Below are 10,076 nucleotides of genomic sequence, written 5' to 3' on the forward strand. Positions count from 1 at the left end.
GGACCTGTCAGTTGACGAACCGGTAGTAGGCGTGGTTCCCGGCGTAGGTCTTCGTGATCGAGGCCTTCGCGGTCGCTCCGCCGGCGACAGTTGCACTCCGCACGACGTTTCCCCGGCCGTTCTCGACTGACGACCCGTGCTTCCGGGTCGTGTGGTAGAAGTTCGAGTACGCGGTGTTGTTCGGCCCGTTCGTGCCGTAGGTCCACGAGCCGCCCCCTTCGGGCGTGACCGAGTACCGCGGTGCGTGCAGGCCCGTGGGGATGGGCACGCTTCCCTCGTACGTGCTGCTGGTGCCCGTGACGGGCTCCGCTGGTTCCGCGTCGGCGGCGGCGGGCACGAAAACGGCCGCTGCAGCGACCAGGCAGGTCGCGGCCGCGATGATCCGTGTGCGCATGGTGTTCCCCTCTCGATGGGCGTCGGCTTCGACGCAGCGACCATCATCGGCCGCAGTGGAACACTAGTGTTCGGTATTTCAGCGGTCAACCGTCAGCGGAGAACGTATTCGAACGTCGCTCGGGCGCGCGCGGGGTCTGGGGTCTCGCCGGAGATCAGGTCGGCGTAGGTGAACGACTCGGAGATCCGCACGAGCAGCCGCGCGAGCTCCTCGGCGGACAGCGGGGACGGGTCGAACGAGTCCGCCACCAGCGCGGTGATCGCGGTGACGAGCCGGCCCTGGACATCGCTGTCCGATGTGGTCAGGAGCCGCAGCGCACGAGCGGGCTCCCTCGTGAGGAACGCGCGGAAGTAGGGCGCGGCGATGAGGTCCGCGGTGAACCGGTCGAGCACGTCGACGACCCGCTCGGCTCCGGACAGCGCCGCCGATCGGGAAGCGGCGTCGAGCGTCGGGACGGCGAGGGACCAGAGGATCTCGGACAGCAACCGGTCACGGTTGCCCACCCACCGGAACAGCGACGTGCGGTCCACGCCGAGCGAGGCGGCCAAGGCGCCCATGTCGATCCGGGACCCGGCGATGAAGGTGTGACGAGCCTCCCGGAAGGCGCGCAGCGCGGAATCCGACGTGTACACGCGAGCCTCTCTTGCAACGTTTCCGAGAATGATGCACGATCAGTGTATGTCACTGACGACGGCCACCCCCGCGCTCCTCGAATCCGACTTCTACCGGTTCCAAGAGGGGCTGACCGACCAGGAGCGGGCGTCGATCGGGCGACTCCGGGAGTACCTCGGGCGCGACGTCGCGCCCATCGCCGACGAGTACTGGGCGCGCGCCGAGTTCCCGATGCAGGTCATCAAGCCGCTCGCAGAGCTCGGCATGTACGGGCCGGGTGTCCCGCTCGTGCGCCGGTTCGAGAACTCGGCCGTGTACCGCGGGTGGGCGGCGCTCGAGCTCGGGCGCGTCGATGCCAGCGTCGCGACGTTCATCGGCGTCCAGTCCGGCCTCGCGATGAACTCGATCGCCGTCGCCGGCAGCGACGAGCAGCAGCAGGAGTGGCTGCCGCGCATGGCGGCGGGCGAGCTGATCGGCGCGTTCGGCCTCACCGAGCCGTACTCGGGCAGCGATTCCGCGAAGGGGCTGCGCACCACCGCTCGGCGTGACGGCGACGAGTGGGTCCTCGACGGCGAGAAGCGCTGGATCGGCAACGCCACGTTCGCGGACGTCGTCGTGATCTGGGCGAAGGACGTCGCGGACGGGCAGGTCAAGGGCTTCCTCGTCACGACGGACACCCCCGGGTTCACCGCGACGAAGATCGAGGACAAGATCGCGCTCCGCGGCGTGCAGAACGCCGACATCGTGATGCAGGGCGTCCGGGTGCCCGAGTCGCGTCGACTGCAGCGGGCGACGTCGTTCCGCACGACGGCCGAGGTGCTCCGCCTGACGCGCACCGAGGTCGCGTGGCAGGCCGTGGGCATCGCGGTCGGCGCGTACGAGGCAGCGCTCGACTACGCCAAGACCCGCATCCAGTTCGGCAAGCCGATCGCGGCGCACCAGATGGTGCAGGACCTCCTCGTGAAGTCCCTCGCGAACATCACGGCGTCGATCGCGCTCTGCACGCAGGCGTCGGCGATGCAGGACGCCGGGGTGGGCGGCGACGAGCACTCTGCGTTGGCGAAGGCGTTCGCGACGGCGCGGATGCGCGAGACGGTCGCATGGTGCCGCGAGGTCCAGGGCGGCAACGGCATCGTGCTCGAGAAGGGCGTCGCCCGGTTCTTCGCGGACTCCGAGGCGATCTACTCGTACGAGGGCACCCGCGAGGTGAACACCCTCATCGTCGGCCGGGCGATCACGGGCCAGGCGGCCTTCGTCTGACCGAAAAGTCGGATGCTTCTTCTAGCCTGCGGGCATGATCGAACCGGTATCCATCAGCGGCGCCGCAATTGGCTCGTTTCTGAGTGACAAAGTGCGCGATGTGGCGGCGGCTCGTACCGCTGACGTGCTTTCCTGGTGTCTGCTGCTGTTCACAGGATCGGTGTTATTCGGTTCCGCCGGGACAGGGCGTATCTCAGGGCCGGTGGATTCTGTGAAGCGTGTGCTGGCACTAGCGGCGGTCGGCGACGAGTGGGTCGATACCGCGAGCAGTTGGGTCTTGCGCAGCGAAATCGCGTGGGTGTTTCCGATTGTGTGCGCCGCGGCGGCGCTCTACTCGATTCGATACGTCAAAGTTGGCCCGGCGCTTGCTTGGGTCTTGCTGATTCCGAGTAGCCTCGTTCTCGGCGGATGGGCATTTGCAATCTACTTCGGCACGGTTGCAGTAGTCGCGACGATCTTCATCGGTCGCTCTCTGCTCGAGGGGATTGTTCTCGATACATCCGATCGGCGAACGTTCCTTCCCGATGGCGTCATCGCCAGCGCGTTGACGGCGATGCTGTTCTTCGTCACCGAACCGATCCGCCCGGTCCTCGCACTTGCGACCGGAATCTCTGAACACTTCACTTACGAGAAACGGCGCTACTGATTCAAGCCCAGAACTCCGCGATCCGGTCCGCGATCGCGGATGCCTGCGCGCGCCCGGCCTCGGCGCTCGGCCGCTGGGTCGACAACGAGAGCGAGTTCGCGCCGAACGCCTGCGTCGAGGCGCTGTCCGCGACGACGACCTCGACGCTCGACCCACCCGCGCGGAGCGCCTCGACGGACTGGTCGAGCCACGGCCCGAGCGGGGACGGCGCCTCGGGGCCGCAGGCGATGACCAGGACGCGCTCGTACCCGGCGGCGACGTCGGCGTTCGTGGCCGAGCGCATCCCGCCGTCGATGTACGGCCGCCCCGCGATGTCGACGGGCGACCACACGAACGGCACCGAGCAGCTCGCGGCGACGGCCCGGGGGAGCGGGATGCCATCGGCAGCGGTGAGGACACGGAAGGTGCCGTCGGTCGCGTCGATGGTCGTGATTGCGAGCGGGCGGTCCGGCCACGTGGTCGACGGCAGGGTCTCCGAGAAGGTCGCGGCGCGCTCGTCGTCCGACTGCCCGGCGGTCACCTGCTGCGCTGCGAGCCCGAGTCGTGCACGGCCGTCCTGCTCGGAGGTCGCGCCGGCGAGCACCTGCCCGATCTGCTGCTGGATCGCCTCGCCGTCGATGACGCCCGGCTCCTCGTAGCTCGTCGGCAGCGGTGCGATCTGCTGCTCGAACGCGCCGCGGACGCCTCCGCTGCGGACGAAGGTCCCGACGACGCTGCCGGCGCTGGTGCCCACCACGAGGTCGGCTGCGGCGAGGTCCACGCCGGCGTCCTCGAGTGCCGAGAGGACCCCGAGCTCCCACGCGATCCCGGCGACTCCACCACCTCCGAGGACGATCGCTCGGGTTCCAGCAGCGGGCGGCACGAGTTCGCTCATGCACCATGCTTACCAACCCGCGAGCCCCACGACCGGCGAGCGGGCGAAATACCCGGCTGGGCATGCGTGCGGACCCGGGTATTTCGCCCGCTCGCGCGAACGCATGCCGCCGCCGGAATGCTGACCAGCGCGAGCGGGCGGTGCGGCGGATGGGCCACGGACGGACGGGAGGCACGGTGCGGGCCCGCACCCGTGCCTCCCGTCCGACCTGCGGTCGCGTCGGACGACGCGAGCCGGCCTGCCGGCTGGCTACAGGCCCGCGGTCTCGGCGATCCAGTCGGCGCTCTGCGACAGGATCGCGTAGTTCGACCCGGCGTTCGTGTTCGAGCCCGGGTCGGCGACATCACCGGTGGAGCAGACACCGACGACCTCGCCACCGACGATAAGCGGCCCGCCGGAGTCGCCGTGGTTCGACGCTCCCGAGATCCCCGTCACGTGCTGCGCGTCGCCGGAGTAGGCGTCCGTGGAGTGCCCGGAGAGCGAGACGCTCGCCTGGTACAGCCCGTCGGTCGGTTCGCTGTCCGCCCGGTTCCCGTAGCCCATGATCGTGCCCGTGCCCGACGTCTTCGTCGTGTAGCCGAGGTCGAGCTGCGCGTACGAGCTCAGCGTGACCGGGGTGGAGAGGTGCACGAGGGCGATGTCGCCCTCGGGAGCGCTGTAGAGCTCGTCGGCGGCGGTCGCGGGACCCCGGTCGGCGGTGCTGTTGGAGTGGTAGACGTTCATCGCGGTGGTGCCGTCCACACAGTGGTTCGCGGTGAGGACCCACTCGGCGTTGAGGGCCTCGCCGGTGCAGCCGTAGCTCGCGGTGCCGCCCTGCTGGAAGACGAGCTGCACCTCCCACGGCGTGTTCGGCGCCTGCTCACCGCCGATGACCTGGGGGGACGCGGTGGCGGCGTTGGCGGTGGTCGCGCCGAGGGATCCGCCCACCAGGGTGAGGGCGGCGGCTGCGGTGATGGTGAGTGCTTGGAGAGCGCGATGCTGCATGACGATTCCTCTCATCGAATGTCATGCCATCGTGCTGTGCCCCCTGTTCGAGGGACAAGTCGGGTCTGTGGTGGACCCGGTGTGTCACCCGTCCGCCTGGACGGTGGCTCCGTTCGACCGGGCCGAGCGGGCGAGGGCCTCGAGTTTGTGGCTCAACTCGAAGCGCCGTTCCTCGCGGCGGTGCACCAGGTACTCGGCGTGTACCAGGGCGTGCAGGAGGCGGTACGCCGTCGGGAGCGGGAAGCCGAGGACCTCGGCGATCTCCTTGGCGGTGGCGCTGCCGCGTTCGGCGACCGCCTCGAGGATCGCCAGGGTCTTCGCGACGGTCTGCACGCTCGAGTCACGGGTGGGCTTCGGGTCGGGCTCCTGGGTGGGGGAGCTCGGGGCGACGGGGTGGAGCGGATCGACACTGATGCGCATTGGTCGATGCTCCACCCATCGCACCCGCGATGGCAAGAAGGTGCCGCTACTCCGGCTGCACGTCGATGAGCACCTTGCCGACCGTGTCCTGCTCGACGGCGTCGTGCGCCGCAGCGGTGTCGGCGAGGTCGAAGCGGGTGATCGGCAGTCCGGCGTCCTCGCCCACCGGCAGGACGCCGTCGTGCAGCGCCCCGGTGACGTCCTCAGCCGCAGCCGTCAGGGCCTCGTCGCCGATCGTGTAGAGCAGCAGGAACTGGTACCGGGCGTTGACGTTCATGTTCGGGCGGATCGGGAGCGTGGCCTCGTCGCCGCCGTTGTTCGCGTAGATCGACACGACGCCGTGGTTCGCCAGGACGTCCGCGACGAGTTCGGCGTTCTGCGGGATCGACACCTCGACGACGATGTCGACGCCATCCGGGGCGATCTCGCGGATCCGGGCGGCGGCGTCGTCCTGCCGGTAGTTCACCGTGTGGTGCGCACCGGCGGCCGTCGCCAGCGCGGCCTTCTCGTCGGAGCTGATCGTCGAGATCACGGTCGCGCCCGCCCACCGCGCGAGCTGGATCGCCGCGTGCCCGACGGCACCGGCGCCACCGGCGACGAGCACCGTCACGCCGTCGAGCGCGCCGGGTCCGAGGCGCGAGGGTCCCTCCTCGTGCGTGGTCAGTGCCCGGTGTGCCGTCATCGCGGGGACGCCGAGCGATGCGCCGACGTCGAAGGACACACCATCCGGCAGTCGGACCGCGCGTTCGACGGGCACGACGGTGTACTCCTGCGCGGTGCCGGTGGGGCGTCCGGACGCGGACATGTAGAGCCACACCCGGTCACCGACCGCGAGCTCGTCGACCCCGGGACCGACGGCGTCGACGATCCCGGCACCGTCCTGGTTCGGGGTGATCTCCGGGAACGGCAGACCGTCGCCGTAGGTGCCGCCCTGTCGGGCCTTCCAGTCCGTCGGGTTGACGCCGGAGACGACGACGCGGACGCGGACCTCGCCGGTGCCGGGTTCCTGTGGCTCGCGGTCGGCGAGGGAGAGGACGGACGAGTCACCGGGCTTCGTGTAGACGATCGATCGCATGCCTCCACGCAACCACGTCAGCGCCGGGTGGATTCCGAACGTGCGGTGTCGTACTCGTCACGCGCGACCTCGACCGAAGCCATGTGCGTCGTCGCCCACCGCTCCAGGGGCTCGAGCACGGTGCGGAGCGATCGCCCTGCGTCGGTGAGTTCGTACTCGACGTGCGGCGGGATCTCGGGGAACACCGTCCTGGTGACGAGGCCGTCGCGTTCGAGTGCGCGAAGGGTCTGCGTGAGCATCTTCTGGGACACGCCCTGCACGCGGTTCGCGATGACGGAGTACCGCTGGGGTCCGTCCGCCAGGGTGCCGATCGTCAGCACGCTCCACCGGTCGCCGATCCGGTCGAGCAGCTGCCGGCTGGGGCAGTCCGCCGCGTACGGGCTGTACTCGAGTGCACTCACGACGACCTCCGTTACGCACCACGAGGTGCCTACTTACCAAAAGAGAGTAACGCCCCTAAGGTGAGTCCAGCAAGCACGCACCACCACGAGAGGAACACACATGTCCACGATCGTCGTCTTCGGAGGCACCGGGTACGCCGGCTCCGCCATCACCCGCGAAGCGCTGTCCCGCGGCCACCAGGTCGTCGCCGTCGCACGCGACACCACGAAGCTCGAGCCCGCCGAGGGCCTGACGCTCGCGCAGGGCGACGCGTTCGACGCCGCTTTCGTCGCCGAGGTCACGAAGGGTGCCGACGTCATCGTCGTCGCACTCCACGCGGTGCAGGCCGACGGCAGCGAGCTCAAGGACCGCTTCCAGCCGTTCGTCGACGCCGCCGAGGCAGCGGGAGCACGCCTCGGGATCGTCGGCGGTGCCGGGTCGCTGCTCGTCGCCGACGGTGGCCCGCGACTGTTCGACACCGCCGAGTTCCCGGACGCGTTCAAGGGCGAGGCGAAGAGCCACGGGCAGATCCTCGAGGCGCTCCGCGCATCCGACACCTCGGTGGACTGGTTCTACGTCAGCCCGGCAGCTGCCTTCGGCGGCTACAACCCCGGCGAGCGTCGGGGCACCTACCGGACCACCGACGAGGTGCTCCTCACCGACGCCGAGGGCAACTCCGACATCTCGGGCGAGGACTTCGCGATCGCGTTCGTCGACGAGATCGAGACCCCGGCGCACCACCAGGCGCGGTTCGGCGTCGCCTACTGAGCGTCCGCCGACGCGGTCGCGGGTGGCTGACACGTCCCGCTGAACAATCGAAAGCCGTCCGAACCGCGGAATTCCGCGGCTCGGACGGCTTTCGGTTGTGCGGGAGCGGATGGAACCGACCACCGCCGGACGGGAGGCTCGGTGCGGGCCCGCCACGAGCCTCCCGTCCGTCAGCGGTGCCCGACGATCGCCGGGAGCGGCAGGTGGTGCCGCATCCGGACGCCGAGGTGGAACCCGCCGCGACGGGCGAGCACCAGGCCGATGACGGCCGCTGCAGCGGCCGGCACCCCACCGGCGACGACCATGCCGACGTGGGCGCCGAAGTGGTCGACCACCTGGCCCATGAGCGGTCCGCCGATCGCCTGGCCGCCGAGCAGCACGAGGATGTACAGCGACATCACGCGGCCGCGGATCGCGACGTTCGACGACAGCTGGACGAGCGAGTTCGAGGCCGTCTGGAAGAGCAGCTGCGACATGCCGACCGCGACGAGCATCACGGTGAAGGGTGCGATCACGGGGATGCTGCCCGACACCACGAGCAGGATGCCGGTCCAGAACACGCCGCCGACGATGGTGCGCAGGCGGACCACGGCGCGACGGGTGGACAACAGGGCGCCGACGAGGGCGCCGACGGCGATCGCCGAGTTGAACACGCCGTAGCCGCCGGCCCCGACGTCGTACACCTGGGAGGCGAAGGCGGACAGCAGCACCGGCATCGTCAGCGCGAAGACCGAGAAGAACGCGACGAGGACGACCGGCACGACGATCGTCGGCTTCCCGATGGCGTAACGGAGCCCCTCGACGAGCTGGCCCTTCGCCCGCGGTGTCGGCGGGGTGCGGTGCAGCTCCGAGACACGCAGGAACCCCAGCGTCACGACGACCGCCGCGCAGGCGACCGCGTTGACGCCGAACGACCACCCGGCGCCGACAGCGACGAGCAGCGCCCCGGAGAGTGCCGGGCCGATCATCCCGCCGAGCTGGAACACCGAGGAGTTCACGCTGATGGCGTTCCTGAGGTGCTCGTGCCCGACGATCTCGGTCACGAAGACCTGCCGTGCCGGGTTGTCGATGACGGTCACCATGCCGACCACGAACGCGATCGCCCAGATGTGCCACGCCTGCACCACCCCGGCGAGCGTCAGCACCGCGAGCAGCGCCGACAGCACCGCGAAGGCACCCTGCGTGATCATCATCAGCGCGCGCTTGGAGAACCGGTCGACGATGACGCCGCCGAAGAGCCCGAAGAACAGCATCGGGGCGAACTGGCACGCGACGGTGATGCCGACCTGCGCGACCGAGCCGGTGAGTTGCAGGACGAGCCAGTCCTGTGCGATGCGCTGCATCCACCCGGCGGTCATCGCGACGAGGTTCGTCGCGGTGAACAGCCGGAAGTTCGGGACGGACAGGGCGATGAGCGTGTGTCGCCACGGCGGGCGGGTCGCCTGGATCGGGAGTGGTTCAGTGGGCGGGTAGAGGGTCGTCGATGACGCGCTCACGGGGTGGGGTCTCCGGCTGTCGGTGGCGGAATCGGTACCCCATCGAAACTACTTGCGTCGAACCCATTCGATCCCCGTATGGTTGCTATCACTCCATTGCGATGTCGAATGAGGTGCACGTGCTCGATCCCGTCCTGCTGCAGACCTTCCTCGCCGTCGCCGAGACGCAGAGTTTCACCCAGGCCGGGGCTCGACTCGGCATCAGCCAGCCGACGGTGTCCCAGCACGTGCGCCGGCTCGAGACGGCGGTGTCGCGGACACTCGTCGCCCGGGACACCCGTGGCGTCAGCCTCACGGACAACGGGGACGCGATGGCCGGGTTCGCGCGGACGATCCTCGCGGCGCACGCGACCGCCGACGCCTACTTCTCCGGGTCGGCCACGCGGGGGCGGCTCCGGTTCGGCGCAGCGGACGACCTCGCGATCACCCAGCTGCCGCGGATCCTCCGGGACTTCCGGCGACTGCACCCCCAGGTGAACCTCGAGCTGACGGTGAACCAGTCGTCACCGCTCCTGCGTCGGGTGCACGCCGGACAGCTCGACCTGGTGTTCATCAAGCAGACCGCGGGGGAGTCGGCCGAGGGGACCCGTGTGGCGACGGACCAGATGGTGTGGATGGCGCAGGACGGGATCGCGGTCGAGCGGGACGAGCCGGTGCCGCTCATCGCGTACCAGGCGCCGAGCATCAGTCGGCAGATGGCGATCGACGCACTCGAGGCCGCCGGTCGCACGTGGCGGATCACCTGCAACACGCGTGACGTGAACGGGGTGCTCGCCGCCGTCCGCGCGGGGATCGGTGTCGCGGTGTTCCCGCACTCGCTCATCCCCGCCGACCTCGTGAAGGTGTCGCAGCGGTTGGGGCTGCCGGATCTCCCCGCCGTCGACTACGTCCTCATCGCGAACCCGACCGTGCAGCGCGAGCCGATCGACGCCCTGACGAACGCGATCCTGTCCCGCGGTGTCGTCCGCGCGGTGTGACCGGGTTCGTGTTGCCCGCGTGTCCTGCGATCGAGGGAACAGAAAACGTCGGGTCGCGCCGTCCGACCCGACGATTTCTGTTCCCTCGATAGCGCCGCCGGAAGGTTCGGCGCTAGGTGTAGTTCCCTGGGACGTTGTGAACGGGTGACGTAGAAGAAGACCTCCGGGACGATGTGGGTTACCACACCA

At 69.6% G+C, this 10,076-nt stretch carries 12 protein-coding genes; 4 read left to right on the forward strand and 8 right to left on the reverse strand.

Going from position 1 to position 10,076, the window contains the following annotated elements:
* Positions 1 to 7: 7 nt before the first annotated feature.
* A complete protein-coding gene (locus ACO0E1_RS16645) occupies positions 8 to 394 on the reverse strand; it encodes a lactococcin 972 family bacteriocin (protein ID WP_422875191.1) in 387 nt (128 codons plus the stop codon).
* A 92-nt stretch (positions 395 to 486) separates the two neighbouring features.
* On the reverse strand, positions 487 to 1,026 hold the full coding sequence (locus ACO0E1_RS16650; protein WP_422875192.1) for a QsdR family transcriptional regulator: 540 nt from the start codon (positions 1,024 to 1,026) through the stop codon (positions 487 to 489).
* Positions 1,027 to 1,072: 46 nt separating this feature from the next.
* Between ACO0E1_RS16650 and ACO0E1_RS16655 the strand changes: the two genes are divergently transcribed.
* Together ACO0E1_RS16655 and ACO0E1_RS16660 are read left to right on the forward strand one after the other, a co-directional pair.
* Positions 1,073 to 2,266: an acyl-CoA dehydrogenase family protein gene (locus ACO0E1_RS16655; protein ID WP_422875193.1), complete on the forward strand. Its 1,194-nt coding sequence runs from the start codon at positions 1,073 to 1,075 to the stop codon at positions 2,264 to 2,266.
* Positions 2,267 to 2,300: 34 nt separating this feature from the next.
* Positions 2,301 to 2,912 (forward strand): hypothetical protein, encoded by a 612-nt coding sequence (locus ACO0E1_RS16660; RefSeq protein ID WP_422875194.1) that lies wholly within the window; start codon positions 2,301 to 2,303, stop codon positions 2,910 to 2,912.
* A gap of 1 nt (position 2,913) precedes the next feature.
* On the opposite strand, the gene ACO0E1_RS16665 is transcribed toward ACO0E1_RS16660, so the two are convergent.
* The 5 genes from ACO0E1_RS16665 to ACO0E1_RS16685 form a co-directional block, all read right to left on the reverse strand.
* On the reverse strand, positions 2,914 to 3,786 hold the full coding sequence (locus tag ACO0E1_RS16665) for a patatin-like phospholipase family protein (RefSeq protein WP_422875195.1): 873 nt from the start codon (positions 3,784 to 3,786) through the stop codon (positions 2,914 to 2,916).
* Positions 3,787 to 4,035: 249 nt separating this feature from the next.
* Positions 4,036 to 4,770 carry a S1 family peptidase gene (locus ACO0E1_RS16670; protein WP_422875196.1) on the reverse strand — a complete coding sequence of 245 codons (735 nt, stop codon included), beginning with the start codon at positions 4,768 to 4,770 and terminating at the stop codon, positions 4,036 to 4,038.
* A gap of 84 nt (positions 4,771 to 4,854) precedes the next feature.
* Positions 4,855 to 5,190 carry a helix-turn-helix domain-containing protein gene (locus tag ACO0E1_RS16675; protein ID WP_422875197.1) on the reverse strand — a complete coding sequence of 112 codons (336 nt, stop codon included), beginning with the start codon at positions 5,188 to 5,190 and terminating at the stop codon, positions 4,855 to 4,857.
* A 46-nt stretch (positions 5,191 to 5,236) separates the two neighbouring features.
* Positions 5,237 to 6,265, reverse strand: coding sequence for an NADPH:quinone reductase (locus ACO0E1_RS16680; RefSeq protein ID WP_422875198.1), 1,029 nt, complete (start codon positions 6,263 to 6,265; stop codon positions 5,237 to 5,239).
* Between the two features lie 17 nt (positions 6,266 to 6,282).
* Positions 6,283 to 6,666, reverse strand: a complete 384-nt coding sequence (locus ACO0E1_RS16685) for a winged helix-turn-helix transcriptional regulator (RefSeq protein ID WP_422875199.1) — start codon at positions 6,664 to 6,666, stop codon at positions 6,283 to 6,285.
* Between the two features lie 100 nt (positions 6,667 to 6,766).
* Here ACO0E1_RS16685 and ACO0E1_RS16690 point away from each other — a divergent pair, with 100 nt between their 5' ends.
* Complete coding sequence (locus tag ACO0E1_RS16690; RefSeq protein ID WP_422875200.1) at positions 6,767 to 7,414, forward strand: NAD(P)-dependent oxidoreductase; 648 nt, start codon at positions 6,767 to 6,769, stop codon at positions 7,412 to 7,414.
* A 170-nt stretch (positions 7,415 to 7,584) separates the two neighbouring features.
* Here ACO0E1_RS16690 and ACO0E1_RS16695 read toward each other — a convergent pair whose 3' ends face one another.
* Entirely contained in the window at positions 7,585 to 8,910 is a 1,326-nt protein-coding gene (locus ACO0E1_RS16695; protein WP_422875201.1) for an MFS transporter, read from the reverse strand.
* Between the two features lie 119 nt (positions 8,911 to 9,029).
* Between ACO0E1_RS16695 and ACO0E1_RS16700 the strand changes: the two genes are divergently transcribed.
* Positions 9,030 to 9,887: a LysR substrate-binding domain-containing protein gene (locus tag ACO0E1_RS16700; RefSeq protein ID WP_123653040.1), complete on the forward strand. Its 858-nt coding sequence runs from the start codon at positions 9,030 to 9,032 to the stop codon at positions 9,885 to 9,887.
* Positions 9,888 to 10,076 lie beyond the last annotated feature (189 nt).

Source organism: Curtobacterium guangdongense (assembly GCF_049341845.1).
Lineage (GTDB): Bacteria > Actinomycetota > Actinomycetes > Actinomycetales > Microbacteriaceae > Curtobacterium > Curtobacterium guangdongense.

Coding starts and splice junctions, on each gene's coding strand:
- ACO0E1_RS16645 (WP_422875191.1), bottom strand. CDS start 394: ATGCGCACACGGATCATCGCGGCCGCGACCTGCCTGGTCGCTGCAGCG.
- ACO0E1_RS16690 (WP_422875200.1), top strand. CDS start 6,767: ATGTCCACGATCGTCGTCTTCGGAGGCACCGGGTACGCCGGCTCCGCC.
- ACO0E1_RS16655 (WP_422875193.1), top strand. CDS start 1,073: ATGTCACTGACGACGGCCACCCCCGCGCTCCTCGAATCCGACTTCTAC.
- ACO0E1_RS16665 (WP_422875195.1), bottom strand. CDS start 3,786: ATGAGCGAACTCGTGCCGCCCGCTGCTGGAACCCGAGCGATCGTCCTC.
- ACO0E1_RS16670 (WP_422875196.1), bottom strand. CDS start 4,770: ATGCAGCATCGCGCTCTCCAAGCACTCACCATCACCGCAGCCGCCGCC.
- ACO0E1_RS16675 (WP_422875197.1), bottom strand. CDS start 5,190: ATGCGCATCAGTGTCGATCCGCTCCACCCCGTCGCCCCGAGCTCCCCC.
- ACO0E1_RS16660 (WP_422875194.1), top strand. CDS start 2,301: ATGATCGAACCGGTATCCATCAGCGGCGCCGCAATTGGCTCGTTTCTG.
- ACO0E1_RS16680 (WP_422875198.1), bottom strand. CDS start 6,265: ATGCGATCGATCGTCTACACGAAGCCCGGTGACTCGTCCGTCCTCTCC.